This is a genomic window from Parafrankia sp. FMc2, assembly GCF_041008525.1.
Classification (GTDB): domain Bacteria; phylum Actinomycetota; class Actinomycetes; order Frankiales; family Frankiaceae; genus Parafrankia.
Genome location: NZ_JBFLUG010000040.1, coordinates 1 through 20,775, shown reverse-complemented (window position 1 = coordinate 20,775; position 20,775 = coordinate 1). Strand labels below are relative to the sequence as shown.

The 20,775-nt window shown below is 71.1% G+C and carries 18 protein-coding genes; 6 read left to right on the top strand and 12 right to left on the bottom strand.

Annotated features, from left to right (window positions below):
• Positions 1–12: 12 nt before the first annotated feature.
• Positions 13–1,158 (bottom strand): hypothetical protein, encoded by a 1,146-nt coding sequence (locus AB1460_RS16050; protein WP_368962156.1) that lies wholly within the window; start codon positions 1,156–1,158, stop codon positions 13–15.
• A gap of 623 nt (positions 1,159–1,781) precedes the next feature.
• On the opposite strand from AB1460_RS16050, the gene AB1460_RS16045 reads away from it, so the two are divergent.
• Together AB1460_RS16045 and AB1460_RS16040 are read left to right on the top strand one after the other, a co-directional pair.
• Complete coding sequence (locus tag AB1460_RS16045; protein ID WP_368962155.1) at positions 1,782–1,982, top strand: hypothetical protein; 201 nt, start codon at positions 1,782–1,784, stop codon at positions 1,980–1,982.
• A 715-nt stretch (positions 1,983–2,697) separates the two neighbouring features.
• On the top strand, positions 2,698–3,606 hold the full coding sequence (locus tag AB1460_RS16040) for a helix-turn-helix domain-containing protein (RefSeq protein ID WP_368962154.1): 909 nt from the start codon (positions 2,698–2,700) through the stop codon (positions 3,604–3,606).
• A gap of 33 nt (positions 3,607–3,639) precedes the next feature.
• Here AB1460_RS16040 and AB1460_RS16035 read toward each other — a convergent pair whose 3' ends face one another.
• On the bottom strand, positions 3,640–4,446 hold the full coding sequence (locus tag AB1460_RS16035; protein WP_368962153.1) for a Cof-type HAD-IIB family hydrolase: 807 nt from the start codon (positions 4,444–4,446) through the stop codon (positions 3,640–3,642).
• A 117-nt stretch (positions 4,447–4,563) separates the two neighbouring features.
• On the opposite strand from AB1460_RS16035, the gene AB1460_RS16030 reads away from it, so the two are divergent.
• The 3 genes from AB1460_RS16030 (at position 4,564) to glsA (ending at position 7,698) form a co-directional block, all read left to right on the top strand.
• Complete coding sequence (locus AB1460_RS16030; protein ID WP_018636204.1) at positions 4,564–4,956, top strand: phosphoribosyl-ATP diphosphatase; 393 nt, start codon at positions 4,564–4,566, stop codon at positions 4,954–4,956.
• A 67-nt stretch (positions 4,957–5,023) separates the two neighbouring features.
• Positions 5,024–5,869, top strand: a complete 846-nt coding sequence (gene hisG / locus AB1460_RS16025; RefSeq protein WP_368962211.1) for an ATP phosphoribosyltransferase — start codon at positions 5,024–5,026, stop codon at positions 5,867–5,869.
• Between the two features lie 20 nt (positions 5,870–5,889).
• On the top strand, positions 5,890–7,698 hold the full coding sequence (gene glsA / locus AB1460_RS16020) for a glutaminase A (protein ID WP_368962151.1): 1,809 nt from the start codon (positions 5,890–5,892) through the stop codon (positions 7,696–7,698).
• A 34-nt stretch (positions 7,699–7,732) separates the two neighbouring features.
• On the opposite strand, the gene folE is transcribed toward glsA, so the two are convergent.
• From folE to dacB, 5 genes are all read right to left on the bottom strand, one after another.
• Positions 7,733–8,509, bottom strand: coding sequence for a GTP cyclohydrolase I FolE (gene folE / locus AB1460_RS16015; RefSeq protein ID WP_368962150.1), 777 nt, complete (start codon positions 8,507–8,509; stop codon positions 7,733–7,735).
• Complete coding sequence (gene ftsH, locus AB1460_RS16010; protein ID WP_368962149.1) at positions 8,506–10,731, bottom strand: ATP-dependent zinc metalloprotease FtsH; 2,226 nt, start codon at positions 10,729–10,731, stop codon at positions 8,506–8,508. The genes folE and ftsH overlap by 4 nt, the downstream gene beginning before the upstream one ends.
• A gap of 225 nt (positions 10,732–10,956) precedes the next feature.
• Positions 10,957–12,672, bottom strand: coding sequence for a hypoxanthine phosphoribosyltransferase (gene hpt / locus AB1460_RS16005; RefSeq protein WP_368962210.1), 1,716 nt, complete (start codon positions 12,670–12,672; stop codon positions 10,957–10,959).
• Positions 12,673–12,765: 93 nt separating this feature from the next.
• Positions 12,766–13,953 (bottom strand): zinc-dependent metalloprotease, encoded by a 1,188-nt coding sequence (locus tag AB1460_RS16000; RefSeq protein WP_368962148.1) that lies wholly within the window; start codon positions 13,951–13,953, stop codon positions 12,766–12,768.
• Between the two features lie 163 nt (positions 13,954–14,116).
• Positions 14,117–15,553, bottom strand: a complete 1,437-nt coding sequence (dacB, locus tag AB1460_RS15995; RefSeq protein WP_368962208.1) for a D-alanyl-D-alanine carboxypeptidase/D-alanyl-D-alanine-endopeptidase — start codon at positions 15,551–15,553, stop codon at positions 14,117–14,119.
• A 574-nt stretch (positions 15,554–16,127) separates the two neighbouring features.
• Between dacB and AB1460_RS15990 the strand changes: the two genes are divergently transcribed.
• On the top strand, positions 16,128–16,661 hold the full coding sequence (locus AB1460_RS15990) for an inorganic diphosphatase (RefSeq protein ID WP_026310851.1): 534 nt from the start codon (positions 16,128–16,130) through the stop codon (positions 16,659–16,661).
• Between the two features lie 426 nt (positions 16,662–17,087).
• On the opposite strand, the gene AB1460_RS15985 is transcribed toward AB1460_RS15990, so the two are convergent.
• From AB1460_RS15985 to AB1460_RS15965, 5 genes are all read right to left on the bottom strand, one after another.
• Complete coding sequence (locus AB1460_RS15985) at positions 17,088–18,023, bottom strand: tyrosine-type recombinase/integrase (RefSeq protein ID WP_368962146.1); 936 nt, start codon at positions 18,021–18,023, stop codon at positions 17,088–17,090.
• A complete protein-coding gene (locus AB1460_RS15980) occupies positions 18,020–18,346 on the bottom strand; it encodes a hypothetical protein (protein ID WP_368962145.1) in 327 nt (108 codons plus the stop codon). Before AB1460_RS15980 ends, AB1460_RS15985 begins: the two co-directional genes overlap by 4 nt.
• Positions 18,343–19,914 carry a replication initiator gene (locus tag AB1460_RS15975; RefSeq protein ID WP_368962144.1) on the bottom strand — a complete coding sequence of 524 codons (1,572 nt, stop codon included), beginning with the start codon at positions 19,912–19,914 and terminating at the stop codon, positions 18,343–18,345. The genes AB1460_RS15980 and AB1460_RS15975 overlap by 4 nt, the downstream gene beginning before the upstream one ends.
• A 197-nt stretch (positions 19,915–20,111) precedes the next feature.
• Entirely contained in the window at positions 20,112–20,285 is a 174-nt protein-coding gene (locus AB1460_RS15970; protein ID WP_368962143.1) for a hypothetical protein, read from the bottom strand.
• A complete protein-coding gene (locus tag AB1460_RS15965; RefSeq protein WP_368962142.1) occupies positions 20,282–20,596 on the bottom strand; it encodes a hypothetical protein in 315 nt (104 codons plus the stop codon). The genes AB1460_RS15970 and AB1460_RS15965 overlap by 4 nt, the downstream gene beginning before the upstream one ends.
• Positions 20,597–20,775: the final 179 nt, after the last annotated feature.

The following is a 20,775-nucleotide window of genomic DNA, read 5'->3' as shown; positions in this document are numbered from 1 at the left end:
CGCGTCGCCGGATCAGCTTCGCAGGCGAGGCCGGTCGGGCGGATGCTCGCCGGGCTGGCGGCGGGCCGGGCGCGGATGCTGGCCATCGTCGCCCAGGTCGGGAGACGGGGGCACCGGTGGCCGCGGCGGGATCCGCACTCGGTGCTTCGCCACGGGCGCGCGGGGGCGCTCCCGGCCCTGTTCCGCGGCGCCGGCGCCGGCGCCGGTCCCGATCCCGGTGCCGTCGGCGGTGTCGGTGTCGGTGTCGCGAGATGCCGCCTGGCCGGACACTGGCCGTTCGGCCTGGGTTCCCACCACAGCCCACCGGTCTTCGGCCTCGCGGACGGCTGCCACCAGGGTCTCCATGCGCGTCGCCGGCTCCCGCCCACCGAAGAGGTCCAGCGTGCTTGTCAACGCGCAAACGAAGTGGCGGGTGTCCGGCGCCAGCATGTCGACCCTGGCGGGACGCCCGGGCCGATGTCTGACGGCGCTCAGATAGAGGCGCGTGACCCGGCTGATGCGCGCGTTCAGGTTCTCGAGAACCGGCTCGTCCCAGGACCGCCGGGAACCGTGCGGCAGGACGACGAGTGCCTCACCCTCCCGGCCCTCCTGCGGTTCGAACGCGTCCGGCCAGCCGTCGTCGTCGACCGGCCCGGCATAGGTCGCCACGTCGTCGAGAACCGTGATGATCGTGGGCTGGTCATCGACCTGGCGGCGCGGCGTGGGCAGCGGAGTGTGGGTCCAGCGCGCGGCGGTCGGGTCCGGTCGGGTCCGGGTGGTGGTGCCGGCGCCGCCCGCGGTCGGTCCGGCGCTCCGCCGTTCGTATCGGCGGGCCCACAGCGCCCAGACCGCGGTGCCGAGCAGTACGAGCACCACGCCCAGCACCGTCAGCACGAGAGAGCCGCCGTCGAGACCATCGCCCGGAGCCCGCTCGGCGAGGTCCTCGGGCGGGACACCCAGCGGGGAGGCGCCGTCGCCCGCCGCTGCCCCGGCGGGTTCGCGGGCGGCGAGTTCTCCTGCACCGGCCGCGCCGGCAAGGAGCAGGGTGAGCACAACGAAGAGGAAAGCGGCGCGGAACTTCCGGAGTCGGGCGGTGAGCACGGTGAGCGCCACACCGAGGAGAACCGCTGCCCCGACCGAGAGGACGGGGTGCGGCCCGTTGAAGGCGAGCACGTTCATTCCTGTTCTCCCCCGAACGGTTTGTCGAGGGATGTGACCGGGTGGACCAGTGCCAGCGGGTAGCCCCCAATGCCCCCCGTTGGGGGCATTGCGCGACCCGGTGCGGTACGACCCGGTGCGGTACGACCCGGTCCGATGCGACCCGGTATGGGTGGAGAGGTGGGTGCGCGGGACGCCCCCCGCGGCTCCATGCGGCGTCGTCTCGCGGACTGCCGCGCCCCCGTGTCCGTCATCCGATGCACCTCCTAGGGTGCGGGAGGATCTGTGGAACGCCCTGGTAGCTTCGCCAGGGGTCTGCGAATCGTCACTCCTGCCGACCTGAATCACAAGGTCTTTTGAGCGAATAATCCTTGATCTTTGCCGGATCACGTCTAAAGTCGATATTCGACTACGCCTTGATGCCGTACGATTACTCTTCGTGTGTAGTGCCATTTGTTTGGCGTATTCGATTCATCGAAATCGGCGAATCTTTTGTATATCTGTATTCAGGGGCGGCGTGGGTGACTTTATGGTCTACTCGCCCTGACTCCCCCACGCGAGAACGGCGATGCTGTTCGCTGGAGCCCGGTGGCGCCTGTCTGCGACCGGCCGGTGGTCGGGAAAACAGAAAAGAGGTCACCACGATGCGCCTGACCCCTCTGACTGCCAGCTGCAACACCAATGGATGCCCGGCCATCTTCCTGAGCGACTCGGGTTCGATCGTGGTTCAGGGTGATCACGTGGACCGGCCGCCGGCTGCTGCCCGCCTCTCGCCGGGGGAGGCCCTCGTGGTGATCCCGCTGGACGTGTTGGAGGAGGCGGTGCGCCGCCTCCGCGCGCTGTGAGCGGCTGGGCCTTCCGCGCCTTCCGCGCAGACTGGCCTCGGTCGCCTAATGTGTCCCACGTCATACTGTCCTGGTCTGTTGCCTGGGTCGAGAGTGACGGTGGATCTCGTGGCTGATGCGGCGAGCGGAGGTCGTGCGGCAGTCGTGGCGCGATCCCGCCGGCGACTTCGGTTGCCTCGTCGTCCTGACGCGACTCCTGTCTTTCGTTACAAATAATCCCTTCGCGATCACGGAACGTGTTTCTTTGGCGTCGTGTCGCAGCGTGCCCTGCTGTCGGGCGTCCGACGCCGCGGCTATATTCAGTCGCCTCCGGGCCCTGGTCCCGAGTAATTCGGCTGGACGCCCGCATAATGCCCCCGATTCGGGCTAACATCCGTGGCGGCCGGCGGTTCGTAGAGCTGACAGTCAGGAGTCACGGAGCAATGGAGCTCACCCCGTTGGTCGGCACGGCCTGCCGCGGGTCGGGATGCCCGACCGTATACACCACGGAGAGTACCGACCTGGTTGTGCAGGGTTATATCGTCCCGGATCAACGCGGAGCCGGCGAGGTGCCGGAAGGTGAGACTCTGGTGCGCATTCCCCGTCAGCTGCTCGTTGCCGCTATGCGGGAGCTTTCCGCCGAGGATCAGCCTTCAGTCAACGGATAGCGCGGCCGTCGAGGGTCCCACCCGGCTGCTAGCTGACCCGACGCACGGACCGTACCGAGGTGTCAGCGATGGACAACGCCCCCGGCGCGTCACACCGTAACGACGAGGATGCCCGTGGGGGCGGCCCGTCGGCGGTCAGTATCGGCCGGACCCTGGGCTCTCTGCGGCGGGAACGCGGGCTGACAGGTGAGGCCCTCGGCGCCAAGGTGCACATGAGCCAGGCGAAGATCTCCAAACTGGAGCGCGGCCAGCTCACGCCGACCCCGACGGACGTCGAACGCATCGCCAGGGCGTTGGGCATGTCCGAAAGCGCGTACCGCGGCCTGGTTACCGACGCGGAGCAGTTGCGGGCCTCTGCCGGTCGGCGGACAGGTCGCCGCCGGGGCGGCGGTGTCGAGCAGCTCGACTACTTCACCGAAGAGGGGCGGGTGCGGGAGTTACGCAGCTACGAGCCCGTTGCCGTACCCGGTCTGTTACAGATCAGTGAGTACACCCGTCGCCTTCTGAGCGCCTATCTCGCGATCGACTACGCGGAGGACGCCAGCGAGGAGGAGTGGGACACCCGTACCGCGGCCACGGTGTCACTGCGGGCGCAGCGACAGGAACGACTGTACGAACCCCAACGGACATTTGACTTCGTCATCATGGAGTCCGTACTGAGTAATCGATTTGCGCCGCCTGCCTACATGCTGGCGCAGATCGACCGTATCGAGAAGGTCGCAGAGCTCGACAATGTCATGGTGCGGGTGGTTCCGCGGACAGTCGAGCTGCGGTTCCCGCCGGCCCACGGTTTCACCCTGCTGGACGACCGGATGGTCCTGCTCGAATCGGTCGAGGCGACGATGGTGCGTGAGCGACGCACGGTGGACTTCTATCGCCGCGTACACGACTACTTCGTGGCGAACTCCGAGGCCGACCTGGAAGCGATCCTCGCCGAGTACAAGATCCTCTATGCGGACCTCGCCCGGCCCCGGTGAGCGCGGCAGGGAGGAGCGCGGCAGGGAGGAGCGTCAGGGGAAGAGGCGCTCCAGGACGAGTGCGACGCCGTCCTCGTCGTTCGACGCGGTGATCTCGTGGGCGGCGGCGAGGACGTCCGGGTGGGCGTTCGAGACCGCCACCGCATGTCCGGCCCAGGCGAACATGGGCAGGTCGTTCGGCATGTCCCCGAACGCGACGACCTGCGCCGGCCGGATTCCGAGATCCTCCGCGAGCCTGGCCAGAGCCACTGCCTTCGACACTCCCGGCCCGGCGATCTCGATCAGGTCGGTGCTCGACATCGTCACCGCCGCGTCCGTCCCGGCAAGTTCGACGATCGTGTCGTAGACGTCGACCATCGACGCGCCGCCGCGGCGGACCAGGAGCTTCGCCGTGGGCAGGCATTCGAGGAGCTCGCGAAAGCTGGCGACCATCTCCTCCGGATCGGGCCACATGGTGCTGAAACCGGGTTCGCGCCCGAACCGCATGCCGCTTTCCACCGCAAAGGCGACCCCTGGGACCATTTCCCGGATCGCGCCCGCGAGCTTCACCGCGGCGGCGGACTCCAGGATCGTCTCCCGCACCGACACACAGGTGTCGAGGTCGTAGACGAGTGCCCCGTTGGCACAGATGGCCAGGCCGGTCGCCGCCGTCTGACGCACGATGTCGGCCATGACGCGGGTGGGACGGCCGGTCACGAACACGACGGTGGCGCCGGCGCCTTCAACACGGCGCAACGCGTCCCTCGTTCGGTCCGAGACGGTGCCGTCACTACGGATCAGGGTTCCGTCCAGGTCGGTGGCGACGATCGCGGGCCGGGACACAAGTAATGAGTGAACCATTGGCGGGGATGGGACACCATCGCCCAGGAGGCCCGGCAGGTGTCGTCCTCCGGTCGCCCGTGCGCGACGGTGATCAGCAGGGCCTGCGGGGCGGGTCGCTGCGGGTAGCATGCGGGCATGGCCTTCTCCGACGCGTCCGATGCGTCTCGTCCGCCGGTGACCGGCGGCGAAGGGCGGCCGGAGCGGTTCGATCGGGTCGCGTCCGTTACCGCCTCGTCGCTCGCCGAGGGAGGTGAGGGCCGGGAAAGAAAAACATTTGACGAACTCTTTGTAGAGCTGTCTCGTAAATGGCAGGACAGGTCGCCCGGCTCGGGTACGGTCGCCGCGTTGGACCAGGGCGTGCATCATCTGGGCAAGAAGCTCGTCGAGGAGGCGGCCGAGGCCTGGATGGCGGCCGAGCACGAGGGCCGTGACCGGGCCGCCGAGGAACTCTCGCAGCTTCTGTACTGGAGCCAGCTGATGATGATTTCGCTGGGCCTTTCCCTGGACGACGTATACTCCCACCTGTGAGAACGTCCGGTTTTTCCGCGGCCACGGGTGCCGCGTGTGCCATGTGCACCGTTGGCGAGTGGTGATGATGCTTCGTATCGCGGTTCCGAACAAGGGCGGGCTCGCGGCTCCGTCCAGCCAGCTGCTGTGCGACGCCGGTTACCTGGCGCGGCGGGAGTCCGCCGAGCTGGTGGTGGCGGATCTTGAGAACGACATCGAGTTCTTCTTCCTCCGCCCGCGTGACATCGCCGTGTACGTCGGCACCGGTCGTCTGGACCTGGGGATCACCGGCCGCGACCTTCTGGTCGACAGCAACACCTCGGCGCAGGAGCTGGTCCAGCTGGGGTTCGGCCAGTCCACGTTCCACTACGCCGCGCCGGTGGGGTCGTGCAACGACGTCAAGGAGCTCGACGGCCTGCGCATCGCCACGTCCTTCCCCGGTCTGGTCCGCACCGACCTGGCCGGCCGGGGCCTCTCGGCGCAGATCGTCACGCTGGACGGCGCGGTGGAGACCGCCGTGCGGCTCGGCGTCGCGGACGCGGTGGCCGACGTCGTCGAGACGGGGCGGACGCTGCGCGCGGCCGGGCTCGAGCTCGTCGGCGAGTCGGTCCTGCGCTCCGAGGCAATCATGATCGCGAAGCGGGGCGCCGAGCTGTCGGCCGGGCACGAGCGGCTGCTGCGCCGCGTCCAGGGTGTTCTCGTCGCCCGGCGCTACGTGATGATGGACTATGACGTGCCCTCCTCCGTCCTGGAGAAGGCCTGTGACGTCACGCCCGGCTACGAGTCGCCGACGATCTCGCCGCTGCAGCGCGAGGGCTGGGTCGCCGTCCGCGCGATGGTGCTGAAGGCCGACGTCAACCGCACCATGGACGACCTGTGGGATCTGGGCGCCCGGGGCATCCTGGTCTCCGGCATCCAGGCCTGCCGCCTGTAGTGCCGTCCGGTGGCGGCCCGATGGAGAAGGTCCTCGCAGACATCCACAGGGCCTTCTCCGCGGACAGCTCCGGTGCCGTCGCCCACTACATCCCCGAGCTCGCGACCGCCGACCCTTCCCTGTTCGGCCTCGCCGTCACGACGATGGACGGGCTGCACTACCAGGCGGGGGACAGTCATGTCCCGTTCACGATCCAGTCCGTCTCCAAGCCGTTCGTCTACGCTCTCGCGCTGCGCGACCGCGGGACGGAGAACGTGCTGGCCAGGGTGGGTGTGGAGCCCACCGGCGACGCGTTCAACGCGATCACCCTGGAGCCGGCGAGCGGCCGGCCGCTGAACCCGATGGTGAACGCGGGCGCGATTCTGACGTCCAGCCTGGTGCGGGGGGCCGACCCGGGGGAGCGCTTCGACCGCATCCTGGCCGGCCTGTCGGCGTTCGCGGGCCGGCAGCTCACCGTCAACGAACGCGTCTTCGCCTCGGAACGGGACACCGGCGACCGCAACCGCGCCATCGGCTTTCTGATGCGCGGGGCGGGTGCGCTGCACGGCCCGGTCGACGAGATCTGTGACGTCTACTTCCGGCAGTGCGCGGTGGAGGTGACCGCGGCCGACCTCGCGGTGATGGCCGGCACGCTGGCCCGCGGCGGGATCAACCCGCGGACCGGCGAGCGTGTCCTCGACGAGGACCACGTCAACCACGTGCTGACCGTGATGGCCACCTGCGGCATGTACGACCGCGCGGGCACCTGGCTGTTCCGGGTCGGCCTGCCGGCCAAGAGCGGGGTGGCGGGCGGGGTCTGTGCGGTGCTGCCGGGGCAGCTCGGGATCGGGGTCTTCAGCCCACCGCTGGACGAGGCGGGCAACAGCTACCGGGGCGTCCGGGCCTGCGAGATGCTGGCTTCGCGCTTCGCCCTGCACCTGCTCGCCCCGCAGGGGGAGCCGCCGCATCCGGTGCGGGGTACGCACCGCGGTGACGCGCTCAGCTCCAAGCGCCTGCGTGGTGCCCGCGAGCGTGCCGTCCTGGCCCGGCGCGGCGCGGCGATCGTCATCCACGAGCTGCAGGGTGATCTCGGCTTCGCCAGCGCCGAGCGGGTCGTTCGCACGGTGCGGGAGAACCAGGCCGGGTCGCGCTGGGTGCTGCTGGATCTGCGCCGCGTCGCGGCGGTCCGCGAGTCGGCCGTCGAGCTGATCCGTGTCATGGTGGACGACCTGGCGACCCGGGGCATCAGCGTCCTCTTCGCGGACCCGCGCGGGCTCCCGGGCGTCGAGCGGCTGATGCGCGGCATGGCGAACACCTCGCGACTGCCCGACCTGGAGACCGCCCTGGAGCAGGCGGAGGAGGCGCTGCTGGCCGGCGCGGCACTCGTCACACCACCACCGACGGCGCATGTCGACCTCGGCGCGCAGGAACTGCTCGCCGACCTGGGGCCGGAGGAGATCTCCGCGGTCGCGGCGGCGTGCGAGCGGCGCGCCTACGACGGTGGTGTGACCGTGTTCGACGAGGGCGAGCCGGCTGACACCCTGTTCTTCGTCACCCGGGGGCTGGTCGACGCGCTGGTCCCGAACTCCGACGGCTCCCGGTGGTTCCGGCTCGGCTCCATCCCGGCCGGGAGTGCCTTCGGCGAGCTGGCACTCATCGACGGCGGCCGGCGCTCCGCGCGGACTGTGGTGGCACAGGCCGCGACCTGCGAGGTCCTGACCGCGACCGCTTTCGAAGAGCTGCGGCGGACCGTCCCGGACGTGTACAACGCACTCGTCCGGGCGATCGCTCGTAGCCTGTCCTCCCAGCTCCGCCGAGCGACGCTGGAGATCCAGTCGCTGGAGGAGTGAACCGCGATCCGCGCGGCCCGGCGGGGGCCTGCGGTCAGCGGCCGCGCATGATCAGCGACATGCCCTCGCTGCGGGTCGCGGGGCTGAGGAACTGGCCGCGCACCGCCGACGTCACGGTGGTCGCACCCGGCTTGCGCACGCCCCGCATGGACATGCACAGGTGCTCGGCCTCGACGACGACCATCACCCCGCGCGGGTCCAGGACGTCGACGAGCGCGTCCGCGACCTGCGAGGTGAGGCGCTCCTGCACCTGCGGGCGGCGGGCGTACAGGTCGACCAGCCGGGCGAGCTTGGACAGACCGGTGATCTGCCCCTTCTCGTTCGGGATGTAGGCCACGTGCGCCTTGCCGGCGAAAACCACGAGGTGGTGCTCGCACAGCGACGAGAAGTCGATGTCGCGGACGAGGACCATCTCGTCGTGGCCCTCGTCGAACACCGTGGTGAGGACCTCGGCCGGGTCGCGGCCGAGCCCCTCGACGGCCTCCTGATAGGCGCGGGCGACCCGGTCCGGCGTCTTGCGCAGGCCTTCGCGGTCCGGGTCCTCGCCGATGCCGATCAGCAGCTCGCGCACGGCGCGGGCGACCCGGTCGTGGTCGAACGGGCGGACCAGGTCGGGCCGGTTCGGCCGCCGCCGGCCCGCGGCCTCCGCCAGGGTGCCCGCCCCGCCCGTAACTCCGGTCGTTCCCGCCGGAGAGCCGTTCTCCGCGCCTGGCCCTGCGAAGGCCCCACCGGGCTCGGTTCCGACGGATCCCGCCGCCGGGCCGCCGTCGTGGCGCGTAACGGTCCGCGCCTCGTCGGAATCGGAGCTCAACGGCGTCTCCTGTCGTCATCGTTGTCCCAGGTGGGAGGCGCCCACGGATTGGCGATCCGGGGCGATTCGGGCCCTGGGGCGCCGCTCTGCCCCGCGGGGCCGGCCGGATCCTGCCCCGGCCCACCGGGCACCGGATCGCCGCTGGGCGGCGCCGGGTGCTGCGGAACGGCCGGGTCGGGTGCCCCCGCGGGGCGGACGGCATGCCCGCCGTTCCCGTTCCCGTTGCCGTTCCCGTGCGGCGCGCCGCCGTTCGTCGTGGTGTGGCCGGACGGTGCGCCCTTGACCATCTCTGTGACGCTCGACGGGACGAGGCCCAGCTCGGCCGGGGTCTGGACCGGAGGCCGGTCGGAGGGGATGCGCCGCCCGACACCGGTGTAGGAGCCGCGACTGGGTCGCTTCTGGACGGTCGCGAAGACCTCGAGGATGTCGTCCTTGCTCAGCGTCTCGATGTCCATCAACCGCAGGACCAGGTTGTCGAGGACGTCCCGGTAGGTGACCAGGATCTCCCACGCCTCGTCGTGCGCGGACTCGATGAGGCGGCGCACCTCGTCGTCGATCTCGCTGGCGACCTCTTCGGAGTAGTCCCGCTGGTGGCCCATGTCGCGGCCGAGGAAGACCTCACCGGACTCGCTGCCGAACTTGATCGCGCCCAGCTTGTCGCTCATGCCGTACTGAGTGATCATCGCGCGGGCGATCTGGGTCGCCTTCTCGATGTCGTCGCTGGCGCCGGTGGTGGGCTCGTGGAAGACGAGCTCCTCCGCGGTGCGGCCACCAAGCAGGACGGCGAGCCGGTCGAGCATCTCCGACCTGGTCGACAGGTACTTGTCCTCCAGCGGGAGCTGCATCGTGTATCCGAGGGCGCGGCCCCGCGGCAGGATTGTGATCTTGTGTACCGGGTCGGCGTTGGGGAGGGCGTGCGCCACGAGCGCGTGACCGCCCTCGTGGTAGGCGATCCGCTTCTTCTCCTTGTCGCTCATCGCCCGGGTCTTGCGCTCCGGCCCGGCCATCACGCGGTCGATCGACTCCTCCAGCAATGCGGAGGAGATGAACCGGACGTCCGACCGGGCGGCCAGCAGGGCCGCCTCGTTCAGCACGTTCGCGAGGTCGGCACCGGTGAAGCCGGGGGTGCGCCGCGCGATGATGAGCATGTCGACGTCCGGCCCGATGGGCTTGCCCTTGGCGTGGACCTTCAGGATCGCCTCGCGCCCGAGAAGGTCGGGGCGGTCGACGACGATCTGGCGGTCGAACCGGCCAGGGCGCAGCAGCGCCGGGTCGAGGATGTCGGGCCGGTTGGTGGCGGCGATCAGGATCACGCCGCCCTTCACGTCGAAGCCGTCCATCTCGACGAGGAGCTGGTTGAGGGTCTGCTCGCGCTCGTCGTGTCCGCCGCCCAGACCCGCGCCGCGGTGCCGGCCGACAGCGTCGATCTCGTCGACGAAGATGATGGCGGGAGCGTTCGCCTTGGCCTGCTCGAACAGGTCGCGGACCCGGCTCGCGCCGACACCCACGAACATCTCGACGAAGTCGGAGCCGGAGATCGAGTAGAAGGGCACGCCGGCCTCACCGGCGACCGCCCGGGCGAGCAGCGTCTTGCCGGTGCCGGGCGGCCCGTAGAGCAGCACGCCCTTGGGGATCTTGGCGCCGATGGCCTGGAACTTGCCCGGGTTCTCCAGGAACTCCTTGATCTCCTGGAGCTCCTCGATCGCCTCGTCGGCGCCCGCGACATCCGCGAACGTGGTCTTGGGTGTGTCCTTACTGACCAGTTTCGCCTTGGACTTGCCGAAGTTCATGACGCGGTTGCCGCCGCCCTGCATCTGGTTCATGAAGAACAGCAGCAGGATCACGATGAGGACCACGGGCAGCAGGTTCAGCAGCAGTGAGACGAGGACGTTCCCGCGGTCGACGGTGACCTCGTACTTGATGTTCTGCTGCTTGAGCTCGTTGGCGAGGGTGAGCGCCTGCTCGGTCGCGAAGGACGACTCGTACTTCTTGCCGTTCCCCAGCTCGATCCGGATGATCTGCTTCGAGTCCTGGATCGTCGCCTCGGTGACCCGGGAGTCGGCCGCGGCGCTGGAGCTCTGGTCAATCTTCTGCTGGACGAAGCTGAGGTCCGTCTTCTCGTACTCACTGGGCCCGGAGAGCACCCCGGTCGTGAGGATGATCACGAAGAGGGCCAGGAGTAGCAGGGGCACCCAGCCGCGGAAGATTCGTCTTGGAGTCATCTGTTTGGAGCGCCGGACACAAGCGCTCCACCCTCCTGCCGTGTGTGCTGCCCTCGATCGGGATTCCCTTGTGCCGAGGGTACCGCCGGTACGCGCATCTCACCGCCCGTACATCCGAGCAACGGACCGCGGGGCCGCACTGTTCCATGGCCGCTCCACGGCCGCGCACCGGCGCCTGCCCCGCGCCGGTGGCCAGGCGCCGCCGAGCCGACCCTCGATGCCGGGTCAGGCGCGCCGGGCGATCGCCTCGGGTGTCAGCGTGCCTACGAAGGGCAGGGTCCGGTAGTGCTCCGCGTAGTCGAGGCCGTACCCGACGACGAAGGCGCTCGGGATGTCGAAGCCCACGTACCGCAGGTCGACGTCGACGGTGATCGCCTCGGGCTTGCGGAACAGCGCCAGCACCTCGAGTGACGCCGGCCCCCGCGACCGCAGGTTCCGCAGCAGCCAAGACAGGGTCAGCCCGGAGTCGATGATGTCCTCGACGACCAGCACGTCCCGTCCCTCGATGGAACGGTCGAGGTCCTTGAGGATGCGGACCACACCGGAGGAGGACGTCGTCGACCCGTAGGACGAGACGGCCATGAACTCCATCGTGATCGGCACGGTCAGCGCGCGGGACAGGTCCGCCATCACCATCACCGCGCCCTTGAGGACACCGACCAGCAGGATTTCGCGACCGGCGTAGTCCGCGTCCACCCGCGCCGCGAGTTCCGCGATCTTCGTCGCGATCTCCTGCTCGCTGACGAGGACGTCGCCGATGTCGGGATGGACCCGAGCCGGGGACACCTCCGCAGCGGGGATCGAGGTGCCGTCGTTGTCGGCCTTCGCCGTCGCCGCCTGGCTCACCAGCCTGTCCTCCTGGTCGGGTGCTGGGTGGACCGGCCCGGCGACGCCCGGTTCCGCGGGTTCGGCGGGAATCGGTGCGTCTGGACCGGCGATGGCGATCCTGCCACCAGTCCGGCGTGCCAGCACCCCTGACGGGAGCGGGACCGGCTTCTGCCCGCGCCAGCGGGTCACAAGTTCCTCGACCGCCCAGATGTGCGAGGCACGCAGCGCGGAGGCTGATGAGCCCGCTGTCAGCGCGGCCCGGCGCAGCACCCGGCCCCGCACCGCCCGGGAGAGGGGGGCGAGCGCCTGGACGTCGAGCTCCACCCGCGCCGGACGGAGGACCGCCCGTACCGGGTCGAGCTCCGCCGGGGCCTGCGCCACGGCGGTGGCGGTGAGGTCGAGAAACGCGTCGTCGGCCAGTGCCTCCAGCGCGTCGGCGTCCGCGCGCAGCAGGTCCGCGGTGCGGGCCAGCGCCTCGGCGATACCGGGCCCCAGCTCCGCCTCCAGGACGGGCAGCACCGTCGCGCGGGTGCGAGCCCGGGCGAACGCCGGGTCGGCGTTGGTCGGGTCCTCCCAGAAGGGGAGGTCAAGGAACTGACAGGCCTCGCGGGTATGTGCCCGCCGTAGGCCGAGCAGCGGGCGGCGGATCAGGCCGTCGACGGCGGGCATGCCGCTCAGCGAGCGTGCCCCGGAGCCGCGCGCGAGCCGCAGCAGCACGGTCTCGGCCTGGTCGTCGAGGGTGTGGCCGAGCAGCACGGCGTGCGCCTGCAGACGCCCGGCGGCCGCGAGCAGGGCGGCCCGGCGGGCGTCCCGCGCGGCGCCCTCGGAACGGGGTGCGGGCGCCGCCAGGGTCTCGACCGGGGACAACCCCAGGCTCTCGCCCTGCGCTGCCACCTCGGCCGCGCGGGTCGACGACGTGTCGTCCCAGGCGTGGTCCACCGTCAGCAGGCCGGCGCGCAGCGCGCGGCGGGGCGCGACGAACGCCAGGGCGGCGGCGAGCGCCAACGAGTCGGGGCCGCCCGAGCAGGCGACGAGAACGAGCCCGCCGGGCGGAATGTCGGCCACCGCGTCGCGGGTGGCCAGTCGCACCGCCGACAGCGCCGGTGCCGGCATGCCCACGGCGGGCGCCGAGGCCGAACCGGGGGCGGGCCGGGCCGCTGTCACAGCGGCTGCCCGCGCTGCCCGCGGGTCACGCGGACCGGGCCCTCACGCCGACATCGACGGCCGGGTGCCGAGCACCCGAAGCATCCAGGCCCCCGGGTCGGCCAGCTCCGGACGGGTCGGCAGCGTCTGCGGCGACTGCCACACGTGGTTGAACCCCCCGACCCCGACCTCGGCCACGACGGCCCGGACGAAGGCGCCGCCCTGCCGGTACTGCTGCATCTTCAGGTCCAGCCCGAGCAGGCGGCGCAGGAACCGGTCGACGGGTGAGCCGCCGGAGCGCCGGTTGTCGAACTTGGCGCGGATGTCGGCCACCGTCGGTACGACCTGCGGGCCGACCGCGTCCATGACCTGGTCGGCGTGGCCCTCCAACAGGGTCATCAGCGCCTGCAGGCGGTCCAGGACCTCGCGCTGCGCGGGTGTCTGCAAAGCCTCGACCACACTCGTCGTCTCCGGGCCGTGGTCGCGGACCGCGCTGCGCAGGGCGGTGACAGCGGCCCGCACCCGGTCAGCCAGCACGTCCGGATCGAGGTCGGTGGCAGCGATGAACGCCGTGATCTCGGATTCCAGGTGTTCCCGCAGCCAGGGAACGGCGGTGAACTGGCTGCGGTGGGTCTGCTCGTGCAGGCACACCCAGAGCCGGAAGTCGCGGGGGACGACGTTGAGCGTCTCCTCCGCGTGGGCGATGTTGGGGGCCACCAGGCTCAGCCGGCCGACCGGAAGCACGACCGCGGCCGCCAGGGCCGCCGCGTCGAGGGCCGAGCCCGGCGCCGCGCTCACGGCGGGCTTGGCGAGCAGCGGCGACCCGGCCCCGCTGCCACCCTCCTCATACTCCTCGGGGGGGAGGAAGATCTCGAACTGACCGAGCACCTTCCCGGCCAGATAGGCGAGCGCCGACCCGATCTGGATGCCGGTGACCCGCCGACCCAGGCTGGCGGAGAGGCGGCCCCGGTTCTGCTCGGACAGCTTGCCCATCAGCGGAGCGGTGGCCACCCGCAGCCCGGCGACGTTCGAGCGCACCCACTCGGGCCGGTCGACCACCGCGATCGGCGTGGCCGGACCGGCGGGTACGAGCCGGGTGTACTCCTGAACGTGGCCCTCGGCCACCACCGCGAGTCGCCGCAGCTCCGACACGATCTCGTCCGCCTCCGCGCGACTGCGCTGCGGGCCGGGTCGGACGAGCTTTTTCGCCGTTGCTACAGCGAGTCCCCAGTCGACCAGCTCAGCGTCCACGAATATGAGCGTACCGGGCCCGTGCCCACCTGGCCCGCCCGATCGGACGATCCTGTTCGTGCGGTCAAGGTTGACCAGCATCTCTTTCAAATGATTTCCGGAAAAGTTCTTAGGTGTCGGAAGGTAATGCCCTGATCTCCCCGAGTTTCGGTGGGGAACCGGTTCAGCCCTGCGGCAGCGGCGGTGCGGAGGACCCTGGCAGGGCCGGGCGGGTCGGCGGGGACGCTGCCGGGCACCCGCAGGAGGCGAGCGCCGTGGCCACCCGGTCCAGCGCCATCTTGGTGAGGCCCTGCTCCTCCACCGGGGCGAACAGGCCGAACAACAGCAGCCGCCCGTCGGCGTCGGTGACCACACCGGCCAGGCTCGTCACAATGCGCAGGCTGCCGGTCTTCGCCCGCACGACACCGGCGGCCGACGAGGTGTCGGCCGCCCCGTAACGATCACCGAGGGTTCCGGTGAACCCCGCGACCGGCAGCCCGGACAGGACGGTCCGCAGCGCGGGATGACCAGGCATGACCGCGGTTCGCAGGGCGGCGACGAGGGTCGCCGGGGCGATCCGGTTGTCGATCGACAGGCCGCTGGTGTCCCGCAGGACCGCGCCCTCGGTCGGGATGCCCGCGTCGCGCAACGCGCCCAGCACGCCCTGCGCCGCCCCGTCGAAGGTCGCCGGCAGCCCTCGCGCGACGGCGACCTGTCGGCCCAGGCTTTCCGCCAGGTCGTTGTCCGAGTCGGTGAGCATGCGCTCGACCAGGACGGCGATCGTCGGGCTGTGCACCGAGCCGACCTCGTGGGCGGCGGGATCCGCCTGGCCGATGGCCACCGTGCCGACCGGAACCCCGACGGCACCGAGCGCCGCGGCGAACGCCCCGGCGGCGGCGGCATCGGGTGTGGGTGTGCGCGGCCCGCCCGCGCCCGGCGCGGACCGGCCGGCGTCCACCTCGAGGGCGGAGACCGGGGTGACGTTCCCGTCCGAGACATAGCCGTCCCGCCAGCCGGTGGCGGTTGTCGGGCCGGAGTACGCGGTGCCGTCGCCGATCACCGTGCCGACCGCCGTGATGCCTGCGTCGCGTACCTGGCGGGCGAGGTCGCTCAGGCGGGCCGCGGGTGGGTAGCCGGCCGGGCCCGTGCTGGCGGTCAGGGTGGGATCGCCACCGCCGACCAGCCACAGCGTGCCGCCTGGTGTGGTGGCGGCCCCGCCGGCCGGGGGGAGGTAGACCGCACGGGTGGTGAGGGTGGTGTCCGGCTCGAGCGCGGTGAGCGCGGCGGTGGCCGTCGCGATCTTGATCGTGGAGGCGGGGGCGGTCGGCGTGGTGGCCCGGTGGGTGACCAGCACCTGACCGGTCAGCGCGTCGACCACCAGTGCCGCGGGATCGCCGAGGATCGGGTCGGCGAGCGCGCCGGCCAGCCGCGCGGCCACCGCGGCGGGGTCGGCCTTCGGGGCATCCGGGTCCAGGCCGGGCAGGGCCGATGCCTCGGCGCGGGGCCCCGCGAGGGGAGGGGCCGAAGCGGCGGGGGTCGGCGCGGGCGCGGTCGACAGCGATCCGGCCAGCAGCGCGCCAGCGAGGGCCGTGAGGCCACCGGTCCGCGCGGCCAGCGGCACTGATGTCACCCGCGGAAGATTACGCAGCCCCGCAGCTCCCGGACAGCCCTGTGTCGCGCACGCCCCGTATTGATACGGTGGGGATCTTGCTTGGCATCCCGGGACGGGCTCGATCTCCCGGGGAACGGTGTCATCGTTTCCGGCCGCGGCCCGTCGGCCGGCGGCCCGGGTCGCGTGGGCTCCGGACGTGGGGGAACATCTCCCTCACATCGGCGGGGCGGGCGCGTCCGGGGGAGAAACGGCTGGCGGATCTCCGCCGAACAACTGGTGTTGGGTACGAAGAAGACCACACTTCCGGGCCCGCACAGAGGTGCAACGGGCACGATGTACCCGACGCGCGCGGCATCCGGCCGCGGTGACCGGCGAGTCGGGTGCCCGACCGGGCCCCCGCCACGTGCCGCCATCGCGCGCAGGGCACAGTGGACCCGCACGCACTCCGGTCACGGCCGGGTGCCAGGCAGCCGGCCCGCGCGGTAGGCGCGGCGTGTGCCCGGCGCGAGGTGAGACCAGCGTGCGTGCGGCAGAACAGATCCGGCCGTCGGCGCCGGACGGACCGAAGGAGACAGGGAACGGCGTGGACCTTGAGTTCGATGTGACCATCGAGATCCCCAAGGGGCAGCGCAACAAGTACGAGATGGATCACCACACCGGGCGTATCCGGCTCGACCGGATGCTGTTCACGTCCACCCATTACCCGTCCGACTACGGGTTCATCGAGGGCACCCTCGGTCGGGATGGTGACCCGCTCGACGCGCTCGTCCTGCTGGAGGAGCCGACGTTCCCGGGCTGCCTGGTGCGGTGCCGGACCATCGGAATGTTCCGCATGACGGACGAGAAGGGCCCGGACGACAAGGTCCTGTGCGTCCCGGTCGCGGACGTCCGCCAGGAGCACCTGCGTGACATCCGTCACCTTCCGGAGTTCGACCGGCTGGAGATCCAGCACTTCTTCGAGGTCTACAAGGACCTGGAGCCCGGCAAGTCGGTGGAAGGCGCCTCCTGGGTCGACCGCCGCGACGCCGAGAAGGAGATCCTCGACTCGATCACCCGGCTCAAGGACTCCGAGGCCGAGCATGGTGCTGACGATGCCGAGCACGCCCGCACGGCGTGACCGGAGTGTGACGCCCGCACGCTGAGATCTGGGCGTGCCGTCGCGGGCGGCTGGTGGGGAACAACCCGCCGGCCGCCCTTTTCCGTGGGGACGAGGCTCCGGGGCGGCCCGCTGTGTGGGGTCGGCACGTGGTGCGGGCCGGCGCGGGGTGCGAGCCGGAACGTTGTGGAGCGGTCGCTGCGCGGGTTCGCGGGACGGTTCGGCTGTGTCCACCGAGCTGTGTCCACCGATCCTCCGGCGGGAGGCGCGCGCTCGGGTCTCTCCCCGATCAGAACTGGATGTGAGCCGGAGGCGGGGATTGAACCCGCGACCTATCGCTTACGAGCTAACCGTGACCCAGCGGTGCGCCAACCAGCGTCGTTGCAGGCCGACGCACCGCGTTTCACTCATAGTTGATAGGTCCCGATCTCCGGCCTGATCATGGGCTCAGAACCGGTCGCCGAGCCGTAGCCGGTCGTGCGCGTTGCGGGCCCGCCGGTCCTGCGCACTGGCCGCGTACCGGTCGACCATCTGCCGGGAGCGCCACCCCATGATGCGCATCAGGTCACCTTCGGTGCCGCCCGCCTCCAACCAGTCATCGGCCAACGTGTGCCGGAACTGGTGCGGGTGCAGTCGAGGCAGGCCGATCATCGCGCCGCGCCGGTAGAGCATCCGCGCGATGCCGTCACCGGTCAGGGCGCCCCGTCCGTTGGTCGACAGCCACAGGGCAGGCAGGTCCACGCCGCGTGTCCGGGCCCGCAGTCGCAGGTACCGGCCGATGGCCAACGCGGTGTTGTTCCCCACCGGCAGCGCGCGGGGACGCCGACCCTTGCCGATCACATGCAGCACCTTCGAGGTCAGGTCCACATCGTCCACGGTGAGCTTGCTGACCTCACTGCGCCGGCCGCCGGTGTCCATCAGGGTCCGGATGATCGCGTTGTCCCTGCGGTCCGGGAACTCCTTGCCCGCGCAGGTCGCCAGGAGCGCGCGGATCTGCTCGTCTTCGAGCACCGGCACGGGCTGATCAGGCACGACCGGGGGCCGCATCCGGTCGAGCGGGGACCGGTCGATCTCGCCTTCGTCGAGCAGCCAGGCGAAGAGCTGTTGCAGCGCGCGGTACGCCTGGTTCGCGTACGCGGCACTGCGGCCCTCCGGCCGTCGGGCACTCGGCAGGGTGCGGAAGTCGATCAGGAACTGTTCGATGTGTCCGCGGGTGATGCCGGCGGCATCGTCGGGCGCGTCGTCCAGGGCGATGAGCCAGACGACGAACAGGCGCGCGGCGTTCAGGTACAGCCGGCGGGTGTTGTCGGACTTGTTCGCCGCTTCCATCGACCGGTCCCAGGACGTCAGCAGCAGGTCCCACATGGCCCCAGGAGCGTTCACGCCGACCGCCCCAGAGTGGTGGGCCGCTGGCGGGCCGCGCGGGCCTGGACGCTGCGCAGGGCGAGGCGCTGCATGTGCTCCTGACGCAGGTGCGCGGCGCGACGGGCCCGCTCCTCCGGCGGAAGCGTGCCGTCCGGGTCGGCCATCCGCTCGAACTTGCCGAGGAACGCCCGGCGGGCCGGGGCGGTCATCTCCACTGGGTCTTCCTTGGCGAGACGGGCGTTCGCCGCGATCCGGGCCCGGAGCCGGCGGACGGTGTCCGACGCCGGGACACGGGCGGGGACCACATCTGTGGTCTGTCGGTCCTGCGGGGTGTGCGTCACGATGGGAGCGCCTCTCCGTTCACGGACGGGGTGGGGTAGGCGGCCCTGGCGGTTACTTGGCGGTGAGCGCCGGGGCCGTCGTCGATCCGGGCCTGCGCGCGGTCGTCCCGCGCGGCCTCCCGTCGTGACCGGGCCTGGTCTGCTGCCATCTCTGCGAGAAGCCGATCACCGGTGCGGGCGTAGCCGGAGGCGTGGAATTCCCATTCGGCGAAGGTGATGACGACGTCGTCGTCTTCGGGCCGGCCCCAGGCATCGAGCGGGGCGCGGTCGCCCCCGGCGGGGGTGTGGGCGCGGGCCCAGGTCCGGCGTCGTTCCCGGCACTGCGCAAAGGTCGTGCTGTAGCTCCTGGACTTCGTGATCCAGTGGCCGTTGAAGCCGAACTGGTGCGCCCACTTGGCCATACCGAGTTCGCGGAAGGCGGGGCGGGCGGCCAGGCGCCAGGCGGCGCGGACGAGTTCGGCCTGGTGGTCGGGTAGGAACGCGAGCCGTTCGTGCAGGTCGTCGGCGTTGCGGATGCGCCGGTCCAACGCCCCGGAGTCGGTGACGGACTTCGTCACGTACTTCGCCAGGTAGTTGCCCACGGTGCGGGGGGTGAGCTCCCCACCGTCGACGGTCAGGGCGACGGTGCGTTCTTGCTCGCCCCACCGGACGTCGGCCATCGGGGGCCGGGCCACGGGGTGGGGGACGAGCGTGGACGGCAGGTCGTACCGGTGGGGGTCGGGGCAGGGCTGGACGGCGTGGCGGACGGCCCAGCGCCAGCAGGTGGCCAGCAGCTGCGCGGTGGCCCAGGGCTCGCCGGGGGGTTCCCAGGTGCCGGGGGGCATGGTGGCGTCGTCGAGGCGGAGCACGCCGTGGTAGTGGATCGCCCCGCGCCGCTGGGCTTCGGCCACCTTGATGTAGGAGATCCGGATGCGCCGGCGGATGCCGGGGTTGCCGGGGGAGCCTTCCAGCGGCAGGCCGGTGAGCCGGGCCATGCGCCGGTAGGTCAGGTCCACGGTGCGCTTCCATAGCCGGGCGGCGTACCGGTTCCACACGACGAGTCCGGAGCTGTCGGCGCAGTCCTGGCAGATCGGCGCACCGAGGCGGGGATCGTCGTCAGGGTGGACCTGCGGGCAGCCGCGGGGGCGGCCGTGGCGGCAGCGGCCGGGGTGGGTGCTGCACCGCACGGCGGGGCCGTGGTTGGACCGGCGGGAGTGCACCAGGCCGAACGACGGCGCGGTGACGGTGACGAACAGGCCCGGGTGTTCGGCGACCGTGTCGGGCACGCCGAAGCCGCCGGAGACCCCGGCGTGGACGATCTGCCAGGCGTCTCCGGCGTAGAGGTAGGAGCACGACGGGCAGACGGTGGCGCGGCGGTTCCCGCAGGGTACGAGGATCGTGCCGTCGGGGAGGCTGGCGGAGTCGAACACGGTGCGGATCTCGCCGGTGGCCCGGTCCGCCTGATGGATGGTGCCGGTCAGGCGGACCGGGTGGGCGCAGCCGTTGGTGCGCTGGATCTGCGACCAGAGCGCGGTGAAGGTTCCGTCCGCGATCCGGGCCGCGGACGCGGCGAGCACCTCAGGAAGCACGGGGATCTCTTCTCAGCCGGCCGGCGGGCAGGGCGAAGCCAGGACCAAGAAGAGAGAGAAGAGATGCCGCGTGGAATGGCGCTCGGCGCCGCACGCATCGGCCGCCCCGTCGGGGCGAGAAGGGTGGTGGTCCTGTCCGTGGCAACGCTGCAACGCTGCGTGCCGTTCCGGCTGTCCTGTCAACGGTCGGACAACGGTCATGGCTGTGTTCCGGGGTGGGTGGGTGGCTGGTAGCGGGGTTCGCAGCCGACGTGCAGGGCGACAGTCCAGCGGCGGCGGAAGGTCCGGGTGCCGCAGACGACGCAGGGGATGAGCGTGGTCAGGTCACCGGTGCCGCTGGCGAAGTACGGCTCGTTGACGTCGCGGGTCATGACCGGTCTGCCCGGTCGTCGTTGGGGGGTGGGAAGTCGTCGGGTCCTGCTTCCGGGAGGGAGTCGATGAACGCCACGACCCGGGCGCGGGTGGTGGTCCACACCCCGTTGATCCGTTCGGCGGGGATCGCGCCGTCCCGCATGAACGCGCGTGCCTCAGCGAGGGGCACGGAGAGCTGACGGGCGACGTCGGTGTCGAGCCAGACGACCCGCTCAGCGGGGCGCAGGGTGCGGGTCAGGCCGGTGCCGGGGCGGTGGTGTCGGCGGGTGGTGGACCGGCCGGGACGCGGACGACGCTGATTGCTACGCACAGTGACCGCCTTGGGGGTGGGTGGAGTGAGTTAGCTCGGCCGAAGCGAGTTAGATAAGTAACTTCGCCGGTTAACTGATCAAGATGTGGTGTGGCCTGGGGGGAGTGACCTGGGTTAGCTCGCCGGGGCGAGTTACGCCGATGCCCCGGCGAGCTAACCCAGGTCACTCCCCCCAGGCC